The organism is Nostoc sp. KVJ20, assembly GCF_001712795.1.
Lineage (GTDB): Bacteria > Cyanobacteriota > Cyanobacteriia > Cyanobacteriales > Nostocaceae > Nostoc.
This window is the reverse complement of record NZ_KV757586.1, coordinates 1-23496: the sequence shown is the minus strand read 5'-3', so window position 1 is coordinate 23496 and position 23496 is coordinate 1. Positions and strand designations below refer to the sequence as shown.

Here is a 23496-nt window from a genome sequence, read left to right as displayed (position 1 = left end):
TTTACTACCGTTTTTCTTCCAAGCTAAGGCGTTCCTCGTCTGCTTCTAACAGCTAAGTTAAGCCACAGCTAGTATCCGTTGTATTACCACCAATATCTCTGGCTCGTCCGCTCCAACGTTTTGTTAGACTTGGTTTTTGCGATAAGTTCACGACTTCTCTGCCGCTTTCTGCTTCCTTCTTGCGTAGGTCTGCAAATATTGCATCTAAATCATAGTTGAAAGACTTCGCATACTCTTCACGGATTTGGTGGATCTCTTCGACAATCTCATCTGTCCACATGACCTAATATCCCATTAGTTCGTTGGGTGTGCAAAGGATAGGCAATACATAGCCATGCATCAAGGCTAATCTCGGCTAACTTACCCTGGATTTGAGCATTAGCAATATGTTTTTGCTCTTGAACTGATGCAGGAAGCCCGTCAAGCTTTTTGCGAAATGCTTTTGTAACGCTTGATTTCATAACTCAGGCTGAAAGGGGAAAACTTCAGCTAGAGGTGTGATATCACCAGCAGCAATTTCCTGTCGTACCATCTCAGCCATCCGATCCCACTGATCGTTTGTCGTAGCTTCAAACTGAGCTTTCCATGTCCGCTCATCCTCCATTTCAGCAAGAAGACGAGATGCGATCGCATCCTGCTCGTCAGCAGGTAAAGTTTTCAATTGGGCGATCGCCTGTTCAAGTAATCCGGTCATCACCAAAGTACTTCCTTCAAAGAGATACTACTCATTATGGCTTACTAAACTGCCTTCTTTACTAACTTCAGTCATAGTAGCTTTACCTCCAAGGCTTCAAGTTGCTGATTGATCCAAGCCGTTGCTGTCGCTTCATCATTTCAAGATCCTTCTCAAAGCTTTTCCTAAACTCGACTTTCACGCTTTCGGCTCCAAAAGTTGAAAGATGGACTCACGGCTAACCAGTTTAGTTGTTTCACCTTCAGCGATCGCTTGCTCCATTGCCACGTCTTCAATAATTTCTGCCAGAAATTCAGAAACTTCTTTTCGATTGTCACGAATTAATTCAATGATCGCACTTTTCAAGATTTCCTTAAGTTGATCTGGGTTTATAGTAATCTCAGACATTCTGCCTCCATTAGTTTAGTTCGAGTTTGATAGATTGATTCCTAACGCTTCAAGCTGCTGATTTATCCAAGCCGTTGCTGTCGCTTCATCGGTTTCGATCGCTCTTTCTACTCCTGTTTTAGCAATTTCTAACAGTTGCTTGGATTTTAGTTTTAATAAAAATGATGACTTTATCTTCTCAACAATTTTTTGCTGTTGGGGTTTCGGCAAGATTGGAATTAGTAAATTGGCTAGATCCGGCTGAGAAATACTGTAGTAAGCCACGCCATGAACCCTGCGCTCAACCTGTAAATAACCAAATTTTGAATTCAAAAATAGACTGACATATTCCGGTAGAATTTCTTTTTTAAAAGCTGAAGTCAAACGTACAAGCATGATTTCACTGCTAATAATCCCGTTAACTTCTAGTTCTGTAACAACTGCGGAGTTGCCAAAACTACCTTTACGAGTGAAAAGAATATCTCCTACCTGCAAACCTACAGGCTTGTTAACATCAGCCATTGTAATCGGTATTTTGACAGCACTTTCAAAATTAATTTGTCCGTTTTTAACATCACCAACACGAATGTAAGGTGTTCCCTCTTCGGTATATTCTCGATAGTCAAACCCATTTTGAATCGGATTTATTAATGAGCCTAAATTTTGAGATGGGAAACCACAACCTTTAATAACTTCTTCTACTTGATCATACTTTGGCTGGTAATACTCAGCGTCGAGGCGATCGCAGGACAGGAACGACTCAGCAAAACTCTTAACGGCAACCGTTTCTTCCGTAGGTTGCCAGTCCTTCAAACCAAGCTCCGACAACAGCAAATTCTCAGCTTGTTGATAAATTTCATTTGATAAATTTCTGAGTCTAGAAAGTTCTCTAAATATACTTTCTATAACTACCTGAAATCTTGTAGAGAAAGATGGTATCGGAATACTGTAGAGTTCTTGCTTGCTAATAAAAGATATTAGAAGATTTGATTTATATCTGTTGCGGAATGCAATTCCGTATTTTGTAATCAAATAAATGAGTAGATAATATCTATTGATATCATTATTCACAGTCAACTTATAAAGACTTCCAGTAACTAAAACTTTTTCTGGAAAATCATCAGGCACTATTGAAATTTTTTCAGCTTTTCCCTTTACCTCAATTAATAATTCACCTTTTTTAATCCTGCCTTGAGGATATCTAATCCAGTCTGCTTCATCTACATAGAATAGATTACCTGTTTCGATAAATGGTGTTGTAATATCAGTTGCCTGTAAAAATATTGGACAATTCCGAGTCTTCCCTTCCTCTGCGTCAATTATTTCTGTGCTTTCATAAACAACTCTATAGCCATATTTCACGTATTGACCTAGAAGCTGATAGTTCTGAACTGCCTTTAATGCGGCTAGGAATTCTTTTTGAAAGTAATCAGAGTCAAATCTAAACTTATCACTATCTTGAATAACGTAGCTCAACTGTAATTCAACCGCTTCCAGCCCATCCATTAACCGCCGATACTTCACAGCATCAAACGGCGTAACAGATGGGCTAGATTTAAAAAAACTGAGCTTCTCCTTTTTGGCAAACTCAATAAACGCTTCAAAATTGAAGCATTGATACAATCGCCAAGCAATGGGCATCATTCATCGTGAATGCCTTACTTTGACAAGATTACAAAATTTCATCAACCAGGACAGTACCACCTTCATAAAAATCAATGCTGAGATGATAATCTGCAAGTAGTGCAGTTCCCAGGAGAGGACGACGACCCATCGCCAACACGATGACTTCTCGCTCCGTACCGTTCCAAAGAATCTTTATTGCATGAGCATTTGTTGTAGTTTTGGAGTTGTCGGCAAGATTTGCTTGAATTTTAGCAATATATGGCAAGCTAAGTTTTGCAACCAGATCAGGTGGCAAGGTAAGAAAACCTTCAAACCCCGTATCAATAACAAACTCAATTTCTACATCTGACTTGTCTTCCAAACGAACCAAAACACTTATTCGTGCTTGAAGCCCAACCACCGTCCCATGTATCACTGTATCGTCCTGACTAATGAACCACCAACAGCATACACGGCATCATAACCAATCCTTTCTGCCCAAATTGCTGCATCAGGCTGTTTGGCTTGCAAACGACGGCTTGTTACCAACAAATCATCACCAATTTCATATTCACCTGTTTCAACATTGATGGAAATTAATTTGCCAATATTCTCTACTGTCTCAACTTGGGAACGGATATGTTTTTCGTAGAATTCTTTACCACGTTGGATAATTTCTTCGTCACTTAGTTTCGGATAAGACATACAGGCAAGCTTTCAAGTAAAGCATTTGATCGCCCTATTTATTATAGTGTGCAACTAATTGTTAAACGACAAGGAAACGAACAGCGATGCCTGTCATCTCATATTCCCGGCTGTCTTTGCCATACTTCAACACTGCACCACTGACCAAGTGAACAAATGGACTCGTGTTCTGAATGAATGGACTCGTGTTCTGAATGAATGGACTCGTGTTCTGAACGAATGGACTCGTGTTCTAAACGAATGGACTCATGTTCTAAACGAATGGACTCATGTTCTAAACGAATGGACTCATGTTCTAAACGAATGGACTCATGTTCTAAACGAATGGACTCATGTTCTGAACGAATGGACTCATGTTCTGAACGAATGGACTCGCGTTCTGAACCAAAACTATCAAAATTCTTCCAGGTGCTTTGGTTATCGTAGACAAAACTGTGGCAGAAGCGATCGCTTCTGGTAAAACAAATATTTTGAACAGAACGAGAATGCGATGCCAATTCTTGGAGACGCTTTACGTAGCTTGCTTTTCTAAAGGAGTACGGCAGCAAGCTACGCCTTAGTCACTCCCCATGATCAAACCACCAAGGATCATTAGTAGCGTTAGTTTTAATTAAAATAGCTTTTTTTCGCATGAACCGTTTCAGCGCTGCTGCACCCATGCGTGACCCTCCTAAACCGGAGAATTTGAAAGCGTTTTTTTCTCCCTCGTGCATAATTGCGGTGAGTGCAGCATCGTTGATACTGATAGCACCTGCATCTATCTGCTGGGCAATTTCTAAGGCTTCGGCTTCTGAGGCAAATACAGCAGCACTCAATCCATAAATCGAATCATTCGCCAAAGATACAGCTTCCTCTACTGTGCCAAAAGGCATTACTGGCATAATGGGGCCGAAAGTCTCTTCGGTCATCACTTTCATGGAATGATTAACCTGGGTGAGAACTGTGGGACGGCACCACCAACCCCCACCTAAGTCTTCAATTACACCACCGCAGTGAATTACTGCTCCTTTTTCCACTGCATCTAGGAGATGATCGCTAATAATAGCTGCTTGTTTTTCGGCGATGATGGGGCCGATTTCTCCACTTTCGACTGTAGGGTAGGCTAGTTCGAGGCGATGTGCTTTAGTTACTAGTTGATGATAAAACTTTTCAAATATGGAGTCTGCAACGTAAATTCGCTCAATTGAAAGGCATGACTGTCCGGTGTTGACGACGGAACCCCACAATATTGCTGAGGTTGCTAATTCTAAATTGGCTGATTCTAAAACGATCGCAGGATCTTTTCCCCCTAATTCCAAAAAAGCTGGAATAAACCGTTTAGCAGCTGCTTCTGCCACTTTTCTCCCTGTGGCTACACTGCCCGTAAAGCACACTAAATCTACATTGTCAATCAAAATTGATCCGGTTGCACCTGCTCCTTCAACAAAAGTTAAAACATCGCGCAATTTGGGGACGGCGTTGAGTGCTGTTGTCAATGGTGCTACGAAGCGGGGAGCAATTTCACTGGGTTTGACAATGACAGCACAACCCGCCAATAATGCCGGAATGGTATCAATGGTAGATAGTAACAGCGGAAAATTCCACGGGCTAATTACCCCAACTAGGGGATAAGGAACGGATGTTTGTTGCAAGGCAATAAAGGGAATTGCTGTATTTTTTGCAGATTCTTGCAGCAATTCCGGTGCTAACCTACACCAGCGATCAATGCTAGAGAGGAAAGAATCTATTTCTAATACTGAAGTTGACAATCTTCCGGTATCATTTACCAAAGCTTCCGTGAGGCGATCGCGTCCTGATAATATCGCTTCTTTCCACTGCTGTAAAGCTTCAATTCTCCCCTCTAAACCCAACTGCTGCCAGCGAATTTGTGCCCTGCGCGTGCGCTTACATTGCTGCACCACCAACCTTGGAGGCGGCGGGATAATTACGTAGTCAAATTTGCCAGTTCGGGGATTACGGACTTCTATTGGTTCTGTCATTAGGAGGCAGGAGGCAGGAGGCAGGAGGCAGGAGGCAGGAGGCAGGAGGCAGGAGGCAGGGGGTAGGGGGTAGGTAGGGTAGGAGTTATTTTATTTGTATTCCAATGCCCAATGCCCAATGCCCAATGCCCCATTCCCAAATTCAAATTCAAATTCAAATTATCCCCAGTTTGGCTAACCGCTCAATGGTGGCTTGCTGTGTTTGCAAGAAGTGTTTGCGGTCTACTTCTCCCTCCAGCATAGTATTAGCGGGGTAAAAGTGTGACTGCTGATAACTTTCGGCGTATAGTTCAAACCGCTGGCGGCTAAGTAAATTATTTAACCCCGGTCGGCGGCGATCGCGGCGTAATGCTCCTAAATCAATCTCTGCAAATGCTGCCATGCTTTCGCCTGCACCTGTCTCTGCTAATACGATTCCGCGATGGTCAATGATTTTAGAGCCACCATCAGCCGAAGCGATGGGGATGGCAATATTAGCGATGCCTGCGGTATTAGCTGAAACTATGTATGCCATATTTTCGACGGCGCGAGTGATTTTTGCTGCGTCTTTGGGGGTGAGGTTTTTGTTGTATACTTCCGAGGTGGAATGGACAAAAATCTCTGCTCCTCGCATTGCCAAACACCGCGCCACTTCTGGATACAAAATTTCTTCTGAGGCTAAAGCAGCTAAATTACCGATCGCAGTTTTGGCAACGGGGAAAACTCCTTCTAAACCATAGCAGTCAAGATATTTATCCCAAACATCATGGGGTGTGGGAGCAAATAAGGAATTTAACCGCCGATACCGCAAGACGATTGAGCCAGAGGGGTCAAGTATAAAGCAGGTTTGGAAGTATAAGCCGGGAAAGTTGGGGTCAATTTCGTAGGCGTTACCAGCCAAAAAGATTTGATGCTTTTGGGCAATTTTACCCAGCGCTTCATACTCAGCACCAGCCATTTCTATACAAGCTTTTTCTGCCCATCCGGCTAGAGAATCTCCCATCGGAAAACCGGTGAGGAAATATTCTGGCAGTACAATTAAACGACAATCGAAGCCGATGAAAGCGATACTGGCAGCAATTTGTTGGGCTAGGCGATTGATGGAATTTTGCATGAGCGATCGCGCTTCGTGGCGATTGCCTGTTTGGTTGACTGCATGACAGGTAACTTGCAGTGCTAAAGCCCGGTAGAATTCTAAATTATTTGTCATTTGTCATTTGTCATTTGTCATTTGTCATTTGTCATTGGTCATTGGTGCATTGGTCACTTGTACTGAGATTTGCCGTTAGCGCAGCCTCTCGTAGAGAAGTATTTGGTCATTAGCAAAGGACAAAGGACAACTGACAAAGGACTAATGACCAATGCGATCACCACCCCAGAGCGATCGCACAAGTTTATCTGTCAATTCCGATCCAAATAGTTGTGCGGCAAATTTATTACCTGGATCACGTTCCGCACTGATCCGGCGTAGCGCCAAATCACGAGATGCTAAAGCGGTGCGTGCATCTTCTGGCACAGGTTCCGCCGCATCTACCCAAGTTAACCAGCGATCGAGGGTTTCGTGTGCAAGTGTGCGAATTAGTTCAATGGTTTCAAAAGTAGGTGCGCTGGTGTAACATAAGCTGGCAGGTGATTGAAATAGTCGAATATACGCACTTTTACTAGTAAATAATTTGAGCCGCGAGTCTGACTGCAACTTTAAGAATGTTTGATTAACTGGCTCATGATAGCGATCGAGATATGCTAAATCGGTTAAAAGCTCAGTCCGGGGAATGTAATCTATATAAAAGAAAATATCTGCATTTGGAAGTGTGCCAAACTCAAACGCCAAATGCGGAACCTGGATATGCGGCGCTAACCAAGTGGTAAGACGCATGGTGGTAAAGTTTGATTTTTCCGGGTTTCCCAACCACGAATGCACTAGCCAATCAATTTCTTTCCCAGAAAAAGCAGTGAGTGAACCCTTCATATTGCCATCGAGACTGCTGTATTGCTGTAAATCTTCTACAGAAGGGTCTGGATGTAACTGAAAACGAACTTCTAGTTTTTGGTGGAGTTCCTTTGTAATTCCCCACAACTGCTCAAATACAGTTTTATTGTCTAGATTCGTTGGTTGCTGAGTCATGGTTTGAGTTGCGGCTTTTCTATAGACTTAATATTTAGTTTGACACTTTCTGGCATCTAATTCTTTGCTTAGATTGAATTCAGTACTGTGGGAAACAGCCTATCAACTAAACCATGATAAAGCTATTGCAGCAACATCTTTAATGCAAGTTTCGGATTCTGGAGTGCAACTTTCGAGTTTCGAGGTTGAAAAAACTTGATAATTTATGTTTTGTCTCTGGCAAAAGAATTTAAGTTAATTAAAGAAATGAGATTATTTTTAAATTTTATCAAAATCAACTACAAAAATTTTAACCTTTTTATTAAGTATTAATACTGTTGGAATAAAGTTTTAGGAGAGGATTAAATTTGGTTAATCCTCAACTATAATCTATCTAAAAATATTATCAAAATGCACCTATCTTATAAACTTAGATTTGTTTCCTCTCAACTTGTAACTGTAACAGTGCTGTTGACGTTGCTCTTATTTACCCCTCAAATTTGGCTTAACTGGCAAGCATATCATAGTTTTAATAGTATTACTAAATATGAATTTAAGCTGCAAACACTGAGTAATGAAATTACCTATCTCGATGAAGTATTAACGATGTCAGCCCGCATGAATGCTGCTACAGGTAACGTGTTTTGGGAACAACGGTATCGCCAATTTGAACCTAAACTTGATAATGCTATTAAAGAATCTATTAAACTGGCTCCCAAAGCATATAAAAATGAGGATGCCAAAAAAATTGATGCTGCTAATCAACGTTTGGTTGCAATAGAATATCAATCTTTTGATTTAGTTAATAAAAACAAAAAAGATCAAGCAATGCTACTACTTTCTAGCAGCGAATATGAAACCAATAAACAGATTTATGCTAATGGCGTTGCTAAAAGGCAGCAGAATATTTCGCTTCAGCTAAAGCAGAAAGTTGATGAATATTATCAAAGAATATTATGGGCAATTTCAGAATCTATTATAAGTTTAGCAATGTTAATTCCAGCATGGCTTTTAGTATTGCATTTATTGCAGCAATACTTAAAAGATAAAAAAATTGCTCAAGCCGCTTTAGAAGAAACTAATTGTAGGTTGGAAATACAAGTTGCAGAGAGAACAACAAAGTTAAAATACAAAAATTTTCAACTACAACAGACACTCCAAGAATTGCAACACACTCAAGTACAACTTGTTCAAACTGAAAAAATGTCTTCATTAGGTCAGTTAGTTGCTGGTGTTGCTCATGAAATCAATAATCCAGTTAATTTCATTTATGGCAACCTACTCCATGTTAGAGAATATAGCCAGCAATTACTAAGTTTAATTAATCTGTATCAGCAACAATATTGTAGTGAAAACCCAGAAATAAATCTTCTAATTGATGAGATAGATTTAGAGTTTATTATTGATGACATGCCGAAAATATTATCATCAATGGAAGTTGGTGCTGAACGTATTCGCGAAATTGTACTAACTTTGCGGAACTTCTCACGTCTTGATGAAGCCGAAATGAAACTGGTTGATATTCATGAAGGAATTAATAGCACCCTATTGATTTTACAGTATCGGTTAAAAGAAAATCATAAAAAGCAGGAAATTACAATTATCAAAAACTATGGTAACTTACCTCTTGTGGAATGTTATCCAGGGGGATTGAATCAGGTCTTTATGAATATCTTGAGTAATGCTATTGATGCTTTACATCAACCAGAAATAGACTATTTAGAAGGAGATATTGAAAAACAGCTTAGTTCTATTATTATCCATACTCAAGTTAAAAATGAAAATTGGATAATGATTAGCATTAAAGATAATGGCTCAGGAATAACTGAGGAAGTTCAAACTAGATTATTTGACCCTTTCTTTACTACTAAACCTATAGGGAAAGGTACTGGCTTAGGATTATCTATTAGTTATCAGATTATAGTAGATAAACATAAAGGAAGAATTAAGTGTATTTCTGCACCAGGAAAAGGTACAGAGTTTGTGATTGAGATTCCTATCAAGCAGACAGATTAAACCAATTCGCAATTCGCAATGACGCTCTCTACGAGACGCTGCGCTAACGTAGCGGTAGCAAGTCCGCGTACTCTGTAAGAGTTGCAAGCTACGCTTTTAACGTCTCGTAGAGAAGAGAGCAATTACGTGTTGTAACGGGGATTTAAATCAGATATCAACACTTGCGGCTTGATAGAAGGCGGGGATTTAAACCCCTACATTTTGTTAATAATAGAAAAACCTCGACGTGTAGGTTTAATATTTGCTAACTCCACTTTAAAACTTACTTTGTCGCTCATTTCTCCACTTCTAGCTTCCAAAGTCCATTTACCAGGACGCAAATTCCAAAATAAAGAATTAGTTGCATTTGTATCTAAGTTTTCACCATTTAACCACCACTCCACAGGTGCAGATTTATTTCCTGCTAGTTTGAATTCTAGTTTTTGCTTCGCCTCTTCACCTGGATACAGTAGAAATAAATCGCCATGATGTGGAGATAAAATTCTCAAATTAGTAGAAGTAAAATTCGATTGCTGTTGTTTTGCCAACCATTCGTTATACTCTGATGGTAAATTGAATTGATTTTCACGTTCGTAATTACTTTTATCTTCAGGATAGAAATATTCCTGCACCACTGATGTACAATCTGGTGTTGGTCGTAATCCTGAAATTGCACAAACAGGTAATTGCACTAAACCTTTTGGAGGCGGAAAACCTGCTGGTTCTTGATTTTCGTGCAGATGTAACATAATCCGATTCCACAGGGGTGCTGCACCTGTCACACCTGAAACTTGTCGCATTGGTTCACCGTTGAAATTGCCTACCCAAGTAGCGACGGTGTAATCTGTAGTGAAACCAACAGTCCAAGTATCTCGAAAATTGGAAGAAGTGCCAGTTTTAACAGCAGCGGGGAAAGGTAAATTTAACACAGAGTCTACACCAAATGCTGTTGCGCGAGCATAGCTGTCACTGAGCATGTTGGTGATTAATTGCCATATTGTCGGCGAATTTTGGATTTTAGATTTTGGATTTTGGATTGGGGAATTGGAAAATGTGCTTACTAGCGGTGTAGCTTCTCCAAGTCGTGCCATAGTAACGTAAGCTCTAGCTAATTCCCATAAACTGACTTCGCCACTACCGAGAGTTAACCCTAAACCGTAATGTTCTGGGGTTTGATTAAGGTGTTCAAAGCCCAGTTGATGCAATCGTTCTAAGAAAGTTTCTACGCCTACTTTTTCTAAAACCCTTACTGCGGGAACATTCAGAGAATTTGCTAAAGCGATTCGCACCCGCACAGGGCCAAGAAAACTTTCGGTGTAATCTGTGGGGCTATAAAGTTTCGCGCCGGGAATTGCATAATGGGCGGGTACATCTGCCAAAATGGTATTTGGGCGAATTAAACCTTTTTCTAAAGCTAATTCATAGACAAAAGGTTTGAGGGTAGAACCTGGTTGACGTAGGGCTTGCACTCCATCATTGCGTCCCAGTTTGGCTTCATTAAAGTAATCAGGTGAACCGACATAAGCCAAAACTTCACCAGTGCGGTTGTCAATCACCAACGCGGCTGCATCATGGACATTGTTAGCGGCTAGGGAAGAAATTACCTGCTGCACCTGTGCTTCGACAAACTGCTGTAAAGGGCGATTTATAGTCGTGCGAATCACGGATTGCTCCCCCCTAACCCCCCTTAAAAAGGGGGGAGTTAAGCCTTTATTTTCAAGGGGGGTTGGGGGGATTTGATTTGCTAACCAAAATAAAAAGTGTGGTGCGGCGATAATTCCTCGTTGGCTAGACTGAAATACAACCTTTTCGGTGGATGTTCGATCTGCGATCGCACCACTAATATGTTTTTCTAGTACCATCCGATTAAGGACGTATTTTTGCCGCTGCTTCAACCGTTCCCAATGTTCGTAAGGGTTAAAATATGTGGGATTATTGGGAATAGCAGCTAACAAACTAGCTTGGGCAAGATTCAATTCACTAGCTGGGATGGAAAAATAAGTCTGCGCGGCTGCTTCTACACCATATATATTCCCTCCCATTGGCAGCCGATTGATATATGCAGAGAGAATTTCATCTTTGTTCATCCCTGCTACTAACCGCCAAGATAGCCAAATCTCTTGCATTTTACCTGACAGAGTACGCGGCACTGGTTCTAACATCCGCGCTAACTGCATAGTAATAGTGGAAGCGCCGGAAACAATTCTTTTGGCGTGGATGGCTTCTTTGCTGGCGCGGATAACAGCTTTCATATCCAACGCCCCGTGATGGTAAAAGCTGCTATCTTCGGCGGCTAGAATGGCATGGATAAACTGGGGCGAAACCTGATTTAGTGGTACTACTGATGTATGCTCTTGGTCACGGGTGAGTAATGTTCCTAATGGTAAACCATTGCGATCGCTAAATTGCATTGCCAACTGATTTTGGGCAATGTCTGCGGCACGAATGGGCGCAAAATAAGGTAGGAGGCGTACCACGAGACAGATTGACAGCACAGCCAGGATAATCTTACTAGTGTGCTTAATTTTGAGTAGCGATCGTGAAATTAGTCTCATCAGGGAATCCAGTGCCCAAAAAAACCTACCTTAATTTTGACGCAATGATTACATTTACATCAGGTAATATGTCAAATACTTAATAATTTATTTGTCATAAATTAGCAAAATTAAATCAATGTTTGCGAAATTTAAATATTTCTTTATGGTTAAGAATTGTAGTCATTTTTGGAACAATTACAGTAGATTAGTTATCTATGTAAATAAACATATATTACATTCAAGGTGGGGTACAAATAACTAGTTATCTTGCGTCCTTTATCAGTCTTGGCGTTGCCCATTCATGAAGCAATGCAAATTTTTATTTGCTATCGTTTATAATTTTTTATTTTGAATTACTAAAAAGATGATTATCAGAGTTTTGCTGCGTTTCTACCATAAAATAACCTATCGCGTTCTTAGTCTTATTAGCAGCTCGTTAAAAAAATTTGGACGTTCTTCAAGCCGGAAAAAAACAATCCAGTTTCTTCTTCTCTTTACATTTATGCTAGGGATGGCAGGGTGTAATTTTTTTGGTATCAACTCAAGTAAAGAACAACTCCCAGCAGTTTCTTCACTCACACCACCAAAATTACCAGATTGGATTGAACAAATAAGTCCCATTGGGGATGCCAAACCTCTCAACCAAATCCGTATCCGTTTTAAAGAAGCTTTAATCCCAGTTGAAAGTCTTGATAGCCCCGAACAGCAGAAAATATTAGAAAAATTTGCCCTTTGGCCGCCTTTACCCGGTCAATTTCGCTTTTTAACACCGCGTATGGTGGGTTTTCAAGCTGATAAAGCATTGCCAATAGCGACACGATTTCAAGTCACTCTCAAAGCAGGTTTAGCCGATTTAAAAAATCATCGCCTAGACAAAGATTTGCCTTGGACTTTCAACACCGAATCTATCAACCTGACTAATTTACCCGGTGTTAATCCCATTGAGAAGGCTGATATTGAACCAATTGATTTACAACAAAAATTACAGTTTACTTCCAATGTCGAATTGGATTTAGGTTCTGTACAAGAGCATTTACAGTTAATTCCTGAAGGAAAAGACAAGGGTGTAGGCTTCAAAGTCGAATTAAACAAAGAAGAAAAACCATTAGAAAATCAAGAACCTTTAGAAAAATTTGATCCTTCGGCACGCAATTGGATTTATAACCTCATCCCACAACAAAATCTCGAAAAAGCAACCAGTTATCGCCTGGTATTTTCTCCCGGAATACGTCCTGCTTATGGTAATTTATCGACAGAGAAAGAATTTGTCAGTAAGTTAGCAACTTATTCGCCTTTAGCATTTCAGAAAATTAACTTTTACGGACAGCCAGATTCAGGGGGAACATTTGGACGATTTATTAAAGGCAGTCCGCAGCTAGAATTTAATAATGTCTTATTGGCAGATTCAGCTAAAGAAAATATTACTATTAATCCAGCACCAAAAGACATTTCGAGAATTCTGGAAGTTAATGATGAGGATAAAATTGTTGGTATCAATCCTTATGCGCTAGAACCTGCCAAAACTTATACAATTACTATTGGTGGAAATCTCAAAGATAAGTTTGGACAAACTTTAGGTAAACCTCTAACACTGAAATATGATACTGGAGATTTAGCTGGGGATATTTGGGTACCATCAGATTTGAATATTTTCCCCACAGGCAAAGATTTACAGTTAAATATTAGTACGGGAAATCTACCAGAGTCAAAATACAAAGCAGCTTATCGAGTAGTTCAACCGACAGATTTAGTTTATTTTAATTATAGTAATGATTTCTTACCAAAACCTTCTGAATGGCAAAGTTTTAACGTATCAGGTAAGAAAAATCAATCAGTTGATATTGCTATTCCTCTCCGGGAAAAAATAAGTGCGGCTACGGGAATGTTAGCTTATGGAGTGCAAGCCCGCACTAATAAATACCAGGAGAATGGCAAGGAACTGTGGCGAGAACCTACGACTTATGGAATGGTTGAATTGACGAATTTGGGCGTATTTACTCAGTGGTTTCCTGAGTCAGGTTTAATTCGCGTCAATCATCTTACAGATGGTTCACCAGTTAAAAATAGCGCTATTGAAATTTATCAATCAAAATTACAAGCAAAATCTCGCCCAGAACCAGCACCTTGTGCAACGGGTAAAACTGATGAAAATGGAATTTTTAGAGTTGTTGGTGAAGGATTACAGCAATGTTATTCTGGGAATGAAAGCTCTAGTAAATCACCACAATTATTAGTAATTGCCCGTGAAAATCAAGATTGGGCATTTGCTAGAACAGAAGAATATAGCGGTGTTTATGGATATGGTATTGATGCAGGTTGGCAAAATGGTAAGTCAGAATCACGCGGGGTAATTTTCTCGGATAGACAGTTATATCAACCAGGCGAAAAAGCTTGGTTAACTGGTTTTACTGACTACTTACAAAATGGGGCGATTCAGCAAGATAAAAATGCTGTTTACCAATTAACCTTGGTAAATCCTGATGGACAAAAGACCAATTTAGGTACGCAAACTACAAATGAATTTGGCACATTTTCTCTGGAACTGCCAATCAAGACTACTGAGCGCTTAGGCTACCATACTATCCAGGCGAAGGGGAAGAATGGACAAGAAATTTCTGGAGAATTTCGGGTAGCTGAGTTTAAGCCACCCAATTTTAAAGTTGAACTCAACTTAAATAAAGAATTTGCTTTTATTGACGAGAAAGTTGATATTAATGCTACAAGCAATTATTTGTTTGGCCCACCTGTAGAAGGTGGTGAAGCAAAATATTTTATCACTCGCCAACAGGCTAATTTTATTCCTAAAGGTTGGGAAGAATTTACTTTTGGTAGGCAATGGTTATGGCCAGAGGAAACCCCTACTATATCTAGTGATGTATTGCAAAATAATGCCCAGCTAGATGCTAATGGTAAAAGTAGTCAAACTGTGAATGTGGCTAATGATTTACCATATCCGATGACTTACCGGGTAGATGTGGAAGTTGCAGATGTTTCTAATTTATCTGTAGCGAATTCCAAAACTTTTACTGCTTTACCGAGTAATCGCCTCATTGGGTTAAAAAGCAATTTTATTGCTGATGCTGGTAAGGCTTTTTCCACTGAAGTGATTGTTACTGACCCTACAGGAAAACCGATAACAGGTCAACGGGTGCGGCTAGAATTACAACAAATAAAATACAGCAGCGTCACGCAGTTGGTGGAAGGTAGCCGGACAGCAAAAAATCAAATTGAATATAAAACAGTGGGACAAGCAGAAATTACGTCTGCTAGTAATCCGCAATCGGTAAACTTAACAGCACCGGAATCTGGTTCATATCGGATTAGAGTTAATTTTAGCGATGCCAAAGGCGAATTAAGTGCCACAGATTTACAAATTTGGGCAACTGGAGAAAATCCAGTATTTTGGGGTTCGGGAGAAAAAGATGTCTTAGAAGTTAAATTAGATAAAAAAGAGTTCAAACCTGGTGAAACTGCTACTGCACTAATTCAATCTCCCTATCCAGAAGCAGAATTGTACTTTGCTGTGATTAAAGACAAACCCCTTTATCAGCAGATTATCAAAGTTCAGGGAGGCGCACCACAAATTCAGTTTCAAGTTACGCCAGAAATGCTGCCAAATGCAGCCATTGAAGCTGTGTTAGTAAGACAAGGTAAACCCATAAACCAAGTGGAACCGGGAAGTTTAGATAATTTGGTGAAAATTGGTTTTACACCTTTTAAAGTTAACTTAGAAGATAAGTATTTAAAACTGCAAGTTAAGCCAGTGCAAGCATCATTAGAACCTGGTGCAGAAGAAACAGTACAACTAGAACTAAAAGATAATCAAGGAAACCCCACTCAAGGACAGTTTACAGTCATGGTGGTAAACGAGGCGGTGTTACAACTTTCTGGTTATCGTCCGCCAGATTTGGTAGATACAGTTTATGCAGAACAGCCAATATCTACCCGCTTTAGCGATAATCGCCCAGATGTCATATTACAAACGCAAGATGTAGCTAAACCCAAAGGTTGGGGTTATGGCGGTGGTTTGTCAACTGGTGCAGCAAATACTCGCACTCGCACCGATTTTAAAGCCTTAGCTTACTACAACGGTTCTATCCTTACCGATGCAAATGGTAATGCACAGATAACCTTTAAACTCCCGGATGACTTAACTACATGGCGAGTGATGGCTGTCGCCACTGATGGAAATCTGCGTTTCGGGAATGGGGAGGCGACGTTTATCAGCACCAAGCCACTACTAACTAATGCCATCTTGCCACAATTTGCCCGTCCAGGCGATCGCATTCTCGCTGGTTTATCCGTAACTAACAACACCGGGAATACAGGAAATCTCTCAATAAATGGCGAACTTAGCGGTACTGTGAAGTTTGCTGATAAAAACCCCACAACTACTGCTTTGCAAACCAAAGCTGAATCTGCAACTCAGGCTTATCGCTTTCCCATGCTGGCGGATAGTGTGGGAACTGCTAAAGTTCGCTTCACCACTCAGCTAAATGGTACAGCCGCAGATGCTTTTGAAGTACCTTTGGAAATTAAGCCAATTGAAATTACAGAACAAGTTGTTGAAACTGGTGTCACTGAAAAACAGGTGAAGATTCCCCTGAATATTGATAAAAATACCTTCCCCGGTGCAGGAGGTTTAGATATTCAGTTGGCGAGTACTTTGATACCGGAGATTCAAGCACCAGCAAAACAAGTTTTAGAAGATGAGGATTTGCCATTTACAGAACCGGCTGCAAGTCAGTTAATAATTGCGGCTAACCTGCAAACTATTGCCCAAAAATATGGTCAAACATTTGCAGAATTTAATCCTAGCCAAAAGGCAAATCAGGCAATTGAAAAATTACAAAAACTCCAAATAGCCGATGGTGGTTTTGCTGCTTTCCCCGGACAAGAAAAATCAGACCCTTGGGTTTCTGCTTATGCGGCTGAATCTTTGGCTAAAGCCAGTCAGGTGTTCCCGAATTTAGTCGATTCTGCAATGCTGTCTCGCCTGAAAGTTTATCTGCAAAAAGTTCTGGCGAATCCTGGAGAATATGAGTTTTGCAAACAACTACTCTGTAAAAGACAACTGCAACTTAATGCTTTAATTGCCTTAGCAGAAGTGGGTGAAAAACGCAATACTTTTCTTGCAGATATTTATGAACAGCGCAATAACTTTGATATAGTAACTCAAATTAAACTAGCGCGATACTTATCTCAATTCCCAGAATGGCAAGACGAATCTCAACAATTAGTGAACAAGCTGCAACAGAATATATATGAAACTGGTCGCACAGCAGTTGTGAGTTTACCAACAAGTTGGGGATGGATGAGTTCATCTACCACGGCGCAAGCACAAGCTTTACGCTTATTTATTGCCAAGCAGAGTAAACCCGAAGTTATAAATAAGTTATTCCAAAGTCTTCTTGCATTGCGACGGAATGGCACATGGCAAACTAACTATAATAATGCCCAAGCATTAACAGCTTTGGTAGAATATAGCCAACTGCAACCCACACCACCTAATTTTGTTGCCACAGTGCAATTAGCTGGTAATAAGTTAGGAGAAAATAAGTTTAATGGCTATAAAAATCCTAGCTTACAACTAATTGTGCCAATGAATCTATTACCTCGTGGGCGTAATGATTTAACGCTGCAAAAATCAGGTAATGGCACTTTGCACTATCTAGTTGCTTATAAATACCGCTTGCAGGGAAATCAACCAGGCAGATTTAATGGTTTACGCGTAACACGAGAAATTAGCAAATTAAATGAAGAGAAAGTTCTGCAAAAAACAGGTCTTTACGCTTTTGATAAACCTTTAAATTTAGCCTCTGGACAGGTGTTTGATATTGGTTTAGAAATTATTGCTGATCATCCTGTGGATCATATAGTAATTAAAGATCCGTTACCATCAGGCTTTGAGGCGGTGGATGCAAGTTTTCAAACTACCACAGCCGCATTACAAGCAAAAGCCGATAGCTGGGAACTTGGTTTTAGAAATATCTACCGCGATCGCATTATCGCCTACGCCGACCACCTGGAACCAGGAGTTTATAGCTTGCACTACTTAGTCCGTTCTGTAACACCTGGGACATTTTCTTGGCCTGGTGCTCAAGTTCACCTGCAATATGCACCAGAAGAATTTGGGCGTACTGCTGAGTCTACATTAATATTGGAGGATGGGAAGTAATATTTGTGCCATCTTTGGCTACAACAAATCCAAGTATATTTTCTTGGACTGGTGCGGAAGTTTATTTGCAATATACATCAGAAGAATTTGGGCGTTGAATTTAGCAGACCCTTAGTTTTTATTGTGGAAAAAGGCTAGGAAATGTTAGATGCCAAATCGGTTCTATAAGAAAAACAAAATCAGTCAGCAGCAGCATAATCGGGCAATGCATTGAGTTCTAAATTAACAGCACTGAGATAACTTTGGTCGTTTAAAACTTGTGATGGTAATTTATCTGCATTAACAGCAGCCTTAACCACATCTTTCGCAATAATATTTCTGTTCAAAGTTTTAAATACTAGCTCTCCGCCGCTAGGAATGCCGTGTTGTTGCAGACCTCCTTGATAAGCAAAAGTAACTAGATTGAAAGGCTGGAGGTAACTAACAGCAGTAGAGTTACTGGATAAATTGTTAGAGTTAATAACTATTATTTCATTGTTGTTGGTAGTAGCTGTTTGAGCGTTAGCGATTCCAGGTAAAAGAGTAATAGAAGCAAAAATTAGTGCAGAATTTATTAAGGTAGCAAGTTTCATAAGTTATTCTTAGGTAAAATGCGATCGGTGTTCCTTAGTAATAGATTCCTCTTTATTCTTAATCTCAGCTTCCTTCGGTCAGGTCACCTGATCGGTTGATATATGACTCACCCAAAAGGGTGAACTAGTGAACGTTGTCATTTGTCATTGGTCATTGGCCATTGGTCATTTTTCAGCTGTACTGAGGTTGTCGAAGTGCAGCCTCTCGTAGAGAAGTATTGGTCATTTGTCATTGGTGCTAATGATTAATGACTCGAAAAGCTTTGAGATGAGTTAATGTCCTGCGATCGCTCAAAGTCAGTTTGAATGAAGGTCTGTTCTGACATATTCTTTACTCAGTGTTTTAGCAAGCTTGACAGCTAAATGCTTTTATAGTATATTTGTACTATAAACACGTAAGTGTTGCACAAAACTTTAACACTCCCGACTATGCCAACAGGAGAGCATATAAATGAAGCTATCTAAGGTAGACTTGAGCAGTTTAGTTGCGATCGCTCACTCTGACGGATATTTGCAGTTGTTGCTCGATCGAGGCAATGAACTAGAGTTTTTGGAAATTCCGGCGCCAATAGAAGCTTATGAAGGATTGCAAGAACTTAACGAAGCGATTGCTGAAACGCCTGCATTGCCATTTGAAGAAGAACCAATTGTCATGCTACCAGTTGTCTCATCAATGGCTATGGCTGTAGGCTACGATCGCAACGAACAGATTTTGCAAGTTGAGTTTCAAAGTGGTGCTGTTTATCAATACTTAGGCATAGACGAGGATACTTGGGAAGATTTACATTCCTCTAACTCAATTGGCAGCTTTTTCAATCAAGAGATTAAAGGTAGATATGACTGCGATCGGCTAGATGGTGCAGATTAATGACTGATAACTGCATTTAGGGTTTTCAATAATTCTTGTGTTGTGTAAGGTTTAGGTAAAAAAGCCGTGTACTCAGCTGTTTTATCGATTGGTACTTGCTCACTTGTTACCAGTCCACTAACAGCAATAATCGGCAATAGCGGATTGATACTTTGCAATGTGCGAATGGTAGTTGCTCCATCCATTTTGGACATCATCATATCAATAATTGCAGCACTAATTTTCTCTTTATATTGGGCATAAATTGCTAATGCTTCCATCCCATCACTAGCAGTAATTGCTGTGTAATTATAGTTTTCTAGGGATGTTTTAGTAATCTCCTGAATGGCAGCTTCATCATCTACAACTAAAATGCATTCTCCAGAACCAATCGGTATTTCTATATCTTCTAACGACTGCGTTGGAGCTTGATTAACTGCTGGCAAATACACCTTAAATTCTGTTCCTTTGCCTACATAACTTGATACGGTGATAAAACCACTATGTTCTTTAATAATTGCCATGACTGTTGATAGTCCAAGTCCCGTACCTTTTCCCAACTCTTTTGTTGTAAAAAATGGTTCAAATATTCTATCTAATATTTCTTTGCTAATTCCAAATCCTGTATCAGCAACTTTCACGATAATGTAAGCACCAACTGTAGCTTCTATATGCATACTCGCATAAGTTTCATCAATCCAAATATTCTCGGCAGATATTGTTAAAGTTCCGCCTGTAAGCATGGCATCCCGCGCATTGAGGCACAAATTAATGAGTACCTGATGCAGTTGGGTGCTATCGGCACAAATAGGTAACAATTCCTCCTGAATTTCGGTGTACACTGCAATTGATTTGGGAAATGTTTGTGAGATAATTTGCCGCATTTCTAAAATCAGGTGCTTGAGTTGAAGCACAGTATGTTGACGCGTAGCCGTTTGTCCTTCAACATCACCTTCAATTCCCCTAGCAAATGACAGCACTTGCTTAACCAAATCAGCACCACGTTTGGCATTGCTTTCTATTATTGATAGCATCTGATTAATTTGTTGATCGCAGCTTTTAGCTTTGAGCAGATGCACTGACATCAAAATTGGTGACAACAAATTATTTAAATCGTGAGCAATCCCACTAGCAAGAGTACCGATACTTTCCATGCGTTGAACATGAAAAAATTGCTTTTCCAGTTGTTTTATCTGGGTAATATCAGTATCAACGACAAGAATTGATTTAGCTTGAAAATGCTCATCCTTGATCAGCGTCCAGCGACTTTCAACAATCAGTTTTTTGCCAGATTTGCTGGTTTTGTGTAACTCACCTTGCCAAAAACCATTTCTTACAACAGTCTGACAAATTTCTAGGTGTTGCGTCAAAGATTCAATAGATAAAAGTTCATCGGACTGCTTACCTATAGCTTCTTCTGGCTTCCAGCCATAAAGTTTTTCAGCACTTTTATTCCATAATAAAATTTTGTTAGACAAATCTTGCACAGCGATCGCATCACTGACAATATCCAGCAATGCTTCCCGTGCCTGATTATACTCCTGTTGCACGCTTGCTAGTTCAACTGAGTTCCGTCGGATTTCTAGTTGTCTAACTACCACACGGCTCAGAGTTTGCAGTGCTTCCACCTGTTGGAGACTGATTTGGTGTGGTACGCGATCAACTATACACAGAGTCCCGATCGCTTCTCCTCCCGGTGCTAACAAAGGTACGCCAGCATAAAATCTCACAGCAAATTCAGCAGAAGTAACTAGGAGATTTGTCGCAAATCGTGTATCGGCTAAGGTGTCGGGAATAATCAAAACTTCGCCACTTTCCATACAAATCGAGTCGAACCCGTTATTTCGTGGCATTTCCGGTAAATTCAACCCCACCTTGGCTTTGAACCACTGACGGTTAGCGTCAATTAGATTAATCAAGGCGATCGGTGTGTTACAAATCTGTGCGGCTAAGAATGCTAGATCGTCGAATGCTTCTTCTGGTGGAGTGTCGAGAATCTGGTATCGACGCAAAGCCTCAAGTCTCGCTGATTCATTGTTACACACGAAAGATTTCATGAAATTGTTCCTAACTATTGCTGAGTGACAACTTGTCCTCGTGTTACTAAGAAACGCGTATTTATCGACCTTTTTGTAGGTGGGGATTGCCATCAATATCTTAGAGAATGTTTGAAAAGTCCTCTTTTCGGTATCAAAAATTTTAGATCCCCCTAAATCCCCCGATAAATTGGGGGACTTTGATTTTGGTTCCTCTTTTTTAGGCTACGGTGTACACACAAGTCTGAAATAGCTGATTAACCAAGGTTTTACCCCACCCTAACCCTCCCCTTGCAAAGGGGAGGGAACAAAATAAGATTTTCCGGTTTCCCCCCTTGCAAAGGGGAGGGAACAAAATAAGATTTTCCGGTTTCCCCCCTTGCAAAGGGGGGATTAAGGGGGGTAATTTGACAACCGTAGCTTTTTAAGGGGGTTTAGGGGGGATCTAAAGTGCCTAAAATCACAGCGAAACACTTTTCAAACAACCTCTTAAGTGTCCATGACTATCCAATTATTTCAAGACGCGAACAAGCAGATAACTTGACCGCTTTAATTATAATAATATGCATTGAAGAGGATAACAGTGCAATTTGGTTATTTTAAGTAAATTTTAGAAGATTTGCGGCATTATTATTTTTCGCTAACATAAAAAAACATTTTTACTCTGAGAAGAGAATTTTTAAGCCTTGATGAAGAATTCAGGAGTCAGAATTCAGAAGTCAGAATGAATCAGTGCGGGATTACGACCCGCTACTGAATTGTTGCACCACTAAATATGCAGATTTAGTGGGGGTCTTAAACCCTTGGATTCATCCACAATGAAGTTCAAAATTCATACCTGTTTTCTGACTCCTGAGTTCTGAATTCTTCTAATAAAACATAGACCAGCAATGCTCAGTTCAGAGAGAATAGAAAAAGCCCACATCATATCAATGCAGTTATGACGACTACACTAGCCTCTGCTGTTAAGCCAAGATCCGAAGATAGTTTTGCCATTACCTTTGCACCATTATCTCTCGAAGAAATCTATACCAAGTCTGATGATCCAGCCAACGGTGCTGTGGTTGTGATGAGTGGTATGGTTCGCAATCAAACCGATGGTAAACCTGTGGTTGCTTTAGAGTATCAAGCTTACGAACCGATGGCAATGCGGATATTTTATCAAATTGCTGCTGATATTCGTTTATCTACCTCTGATGTGAATCGAGTAGCGATTTATCATCGCGTTGGACGTTTGCGAGTTGGGGAAATCAGCGTTTTAGTAGCAGTGGGTTGTCCTCATCGGAGTGAGGCGTTTGAAGCTTGCCAATATGCTATTGATACGCTCAAACACAATGCACCAATATGGAAGAAAGAACATTGGGAAGATGGTTCTAGCCGTTGGGTGAGTATTGGCGCTTGTGAAACATCAGGAGAAAATTGTTGATTTGAAGAAGAATTCAGAATTCAGAATTCAGGAGTCAGATTGACAAAATCTTGACAACCACAGGTAAAATGCTATACTCTTTTTTCAAATGTGTTGAACTCATCGACACCACTCGCCAGAACCTTGAAAACCGCATAATTTCGTTGAGTGGTGTCGATTATTTACACAGCAAGCTTTCCAGCCTGTGAAGGTGAAGAGTTATTGAGAATTTCTTGGGAGTTATTGACATTCAAAAAAGTGGTGTCGATTTGGGTATCTCAAACCCTCTCCCTGTAAGGCTTCCAGAAGTGAACTCTTTACGATCACATCGCCCCGAAAGGGGATGGAAACGTAATGGCTGGATCAGATTCAAGCTAACCTGAATCTGACTTTACGATCACATCGCCCCGAAAGGGGATGGAAACTTTTGAAATTTTTCAAAAACTTAAGCGTAATTTGTCCTTTACGATCACATCGCCCCTCACGGGGATGGG

Annotated in this window: 18 protein-coding genes; 4 read left to right on the top strand and 14 right to left on the bottom strand. The window is 40.2% G+C overall.

Annotation, left to right across the window (positions count from 1 at the left end; all coding sequences use genetic code 11):
• Positions 1-52: 52 nt before the first annotated feature.
• The 11 genes from A4S05_RS09540 to A4S05_RS09495 all read right to left on the bottom strand — a co-directional run bounded on the left by A4S05_RS09540 (position 53) and on the right by A4S05_RS09495 (position 7453).
• Positions 53-280, bottom strand: a complete 228-nt coding sequence (locus tag A4S05_RS09540; RefSeq protein ID WP_069069594.1) for a hypothetical protein — start codon at positions 278-280, stop codon at positions 53-55.
• Positions 267-461 (bottom strand): hypothetical protein, encoded by a 195-nt coding sequence (locus A4S05_RS43100; RefSeq protein WP_069069593.1) that lies wholly within the window; start codon positions 459-461, stop codon positions 267-269. The genes A4S05_RS09540 and A4S05_RS43100 overlap by 14 nt, the downstream gene beginning before the upstream one ends.
• Complete coding sequence (locus tag A4S05_RS09530; protein ID WP_069069592.1) at positions 458-694, bottom strand: hypothetical protein; 237 nt, start codon at positions 692-694, stop codon at positions 458-460. The genes A4S05_RS43100 and A4S05_RS09530 overlap by 4 nt, the downstream gene beginning before the upstream one ends.
• A 177-nt stretch (positions 695-871) precedes the next feature.
• Positions 872-1081 (bottom strand): hypothetical protein, encoded by a 210-nt coding sequence (locus tag A4S05_RS09525; RefSeq protein ID WP_069069591.1) that lies wholly within the window; start codon positions 1079-1081, stop codon positions 872-874.
• A 15-nt stretch (positions 1082-1096) separates the two neighbouring features.
• Positions 1097-2566 carry a restriction endonuclease subunit S gene (locus A4S05_RS09520; RefSeq protein WP_176726959.1) on the bottom strand — a complete coding sequence of 490 codons (1470 nt, stop codon included), beginning with the start codon at positions 2564-2566 and terminating at the stop codon, positions 1097-1099.
• 166 nt (positions 2567-2732) lie between these two features.
• A complete protein-coding gene (locus tag A4S05_RS09515; protein ID WP_370684418.1) occupies positions 2733-3056 on the bottom strand; it encodes a clan AA aspartic protease in 324 nt (107 codons plus the stop codon).
• A gap of 41 nt (positions 3057-3097) precedes the next feature.
• Entirely contained in the window at positions 3098-3370 is a 273-nt protein-coding gene (locus A4S05_RS09510) for a hypothetical protein (protein WP_069069588.1), read from the bottom strand.
• Between the two features lie 98 nt (positions 3371-3468).
• A complete protein-coding gene (locus A4S05_RS40145; protein WP_218107942.1) occupies positions 3469-3918 on the bottom strand; it encodes a hypothetical protein in 450 nt (149 codons plus the stop codon).
• A 12-nt stretch (positions 3919-3930) separates the two neighbouring features.
• Positions 3931-5349 carry an aldehyde dehydrogenase family protein gene (locus A4S05_RS09505; RefSeq protein WP_069069587.1) on the bottom strand — a complete coding sequence of 473 codons (1419 nt, stop codon included), beginning with the start codon at positions 5347-5349 and terminating at the stop codon, positions 3931-3933.
• 154 nt (positions 5350-5503) lie between these two features.
• Positions 5504-6538, bottom strand: a complete 1035-nt coding sequence (locus A4S05_RS09500; protein ID WP_069069586.1) for a nitrilase-related carbon-nitrogen hydrolase — start codon at positions 6536-6538, stop codon at positions 5504-5506.
• 141 nt (positions 6539-6679) lie between these two features.
• Entirely contained in the window at positions 6680-7453 is a 774-nt protein-coding gene (locus A4S05_RS09495) for a red chlorophyll catabolite reductase (RefSeq protein WP_069069585.1), read from the bottom strand.
• 390 nt (positions 7454-7843) lie between these two features.
• Here A4S05_RS09495 and A4S05_RS09490 point away from each other — a divergent pair, with 390 nt between their 5' ends.
• A complete protein-coding gene (locus tag A4S05_RS09490; protein WP_069069584.1) occupies positions 7844-9448 on the top strand; it encodes a sensor histidine kinase in 1605 nt (534 codons plus the stop codon).
• 194 nt (positions 9449-9642) lie between these two features.
• On the opposite strand, the gene pbpC is transcribed toward A4S05_RS09490, so the two are convergent.
• The gene (gene pbpC, locus A4S05_RS09485) at positions 9643-11982 is read right to left on the bottom strand and encodes a penicillin-binding protein 1C (protein WP_069069583.1); all 2340 of its coding nucleotides are present in this window, start codon (positions 11980-11982) and stop codon (positions 9643-9645) included.
• Between the two features lie 484 nt (positions 11983-12466).
• On the opposite strand from pbpC, the gene A4S05_RS09480 reads away from it, so the two are divergent.
• Positions 12467-18142 (top strand): alpha-2-macroglobulin family protein, encoded by a 5676-nt coding sequence (locus A4S05_RS09480; protein WP_176726958.1) that lies wholly within the window; start codon positions 12467-12469, stop codon positions 18140-18142.
• A 179-nt stretch (positions 18143-18321) separates the two neighbouring features.
• Here A4S05_RS09480 and A4S05_RS09475 read toward each other — a convergent pair whose 3' ends face one another.
• On the bottom strand, positions 18322-18714 hold the full coding sequence (locus A4S05_RS09475; RefSeq protein WP_069069582.1) for a hypothetical protein: 393 nt from the start codon (positions 18712-18714) through the stop codon (positions 18322-18324).
• 451 nt (positions 18715-19165) lie between these two features.
• Between A4S05_RS09475 and A4S05_RS09470 the strand changes: the two genes are divergently transcribed.
• Positions 19166-19582 (top strand): KTSC domain-containing protein, encoded by a 417-nt coding sequence (locus tag A4S05_RS09470; RefSeq protein WP_069069581.1) that lies wholly within the window; start codon positions 19166-19168, stop codon positions 19580-19582.
• Here the strand turns inward: A4S05_RS09470 and A4S05_RS09465 are convergent.
• Positions 19579-21618, bottom strand: a complete 2040-nt coding sequence (locus tag A4S05_RS09465) for a hybrid sensor histidine kinase/response regulator (RefSeq protein ID WP_069069580.1) — start codon at positions 21616-21618, stop codon at positions 19579-19581. The genes A4S05_RS09470 and A4S05_RS09465 overlap by 4 nt on opposite strands.
• Positions 21619-22537: 919 nt before the next feature.
• Between A4S05_RS09465 and A4S05_RS09460 the strand changes: the two genes are divergently transcribed.
• A complete protein-coding gene (locus A4S05_RS09460; protein WP_069069579.1) occupies positions 22538-23023 on the top strand; it encodes a molybdenum cofactor biosynthesis protein MoaE in 486 nt (161 codons plus the stop codon).
• The last annotated feature ends 473 nt before the right edge of the window (positions 23024-23496 follow it).

What these genes read in the sequence shown, in the direction of transcription:
- A4S05_RS43100 (WP_069069593.1), bottom strand. Translation starts at nt 461, where the DNA reads ATGAAATCAAGCGTTACAAAAGCATTTCGCAAAAAGCTTGACGGGCTT.
- pbpC (WP_069069583.1), bottom strand. Translation starts at nt 11,982, where the DNA reads ATGAGACTAATTTCACGATCGCTACTCAAAATTAAGCACACTAGTAAG.
- A4S05_RS09510 (WP_069069588.1), bottom strand. Translation starts at nt 3,370, where the DNA reads ATGTCTTATCCGAAACTAAGTGACGAAGAAATTATCCAACGTGGTAAA.
- A4S05_RS09480 (WP_176726958.1), top strand. Translation starts at nt 12,467, where the DNA reads ATGCTAGGGATGGCAGGGTGTAATTTTTTTGGTATCAACTCAAGTAAA.
- A4S05_RS09500 (WP_069069586.1), bottom strand. Translation starts at nt 6,538, where the DNA reads ATGACAAATAATTTAGAATTCTACCGGGCTTTAGCACTGCAAGTTACC.
- A4S05_RS09505 (WP_069069587.1), bottom strand. Translation starts at nt 5,349, where the DNA reads ATGACAGAACCAATAGAAGTCCGTAATCCCCGAACTGGCAAATTTGAC.
- A4S05_RS09520 (WP_176726959.1), bottom strand. Translation starts at nt 2,566, where the DNA reads ATGGATGGGCTGGAAGCGGTTGAATTACAGTTGAGCTACGTTATTCAA.
- A4S05_RS09530 (WP_069069592.1), bottom strand. Translation starts at nt 694, where the DNA reads ATGACCGGATTACTTGAACAGGCGATCGCCCAATTGAAAACTTTACCT.
- A4S05_RS09495 (WP_069069585.1), bottom strand. Translation starts at nt 7,453, where the DNA reads ATGACTCAGCAACCAACGAATCTAGACAATAAAACTGTATTTGAGCAG.
- A4S05_RS09490 (WP_069069584.1), top strand. Translation starts at nt 7,844, where the DNA reads ATGCACCTATCTTATAAACTTAGATTTGTTTCCTCTCAACTTGTAACT.
- A4S05_RS09470 (WP_069069581.1), top strand. Translation starts at nt 19,166, where the DNA reads ATGAAGCTATCTAAGGTAGACTTGAGCAGTTTAGTTGCGATCGCTCAC.
- A4S05_RS09465 (WP_069069580.1), bottom strand. Translation starts at nt 21,618, where the DNA reads ATGAAATCTTTCGTGTGTAACAATGAATCAGCGAGACTTGAGGCTTTG.
- A4S05_RS09525 (WP_069069591.1), bottom strand. Translation starts at nt 1,081, where the DNA reads ATGTCTGAGATTACTATAAACCCAGATCAACTTAAGGAAATCTTGAAA.
- A4S05_RS09475 (WP_069069582.1), bottom strand. Translation starts at nt 18,714, where the DNA reads ATGAAACTTGCTACCTTAATAAATTCTGCACTAATTTTTGCTTCTATT.
- A4S05_RS09540 (WP_069069594.1), bottom strand. Translation starts at nt 280, where the DNA reads ATGTGGACAGATGAGATTGTCGAAGAGATCCACCAAATCCGTGAAGAG.
- A4S05_RS09460 (WP_069069579.1), top strand. Translation starts at nt 22,538, where the DNA reads ATGACGACTACACTAGCCTCTGCTGTTAAGCCAAGATCCGAAGATAGT.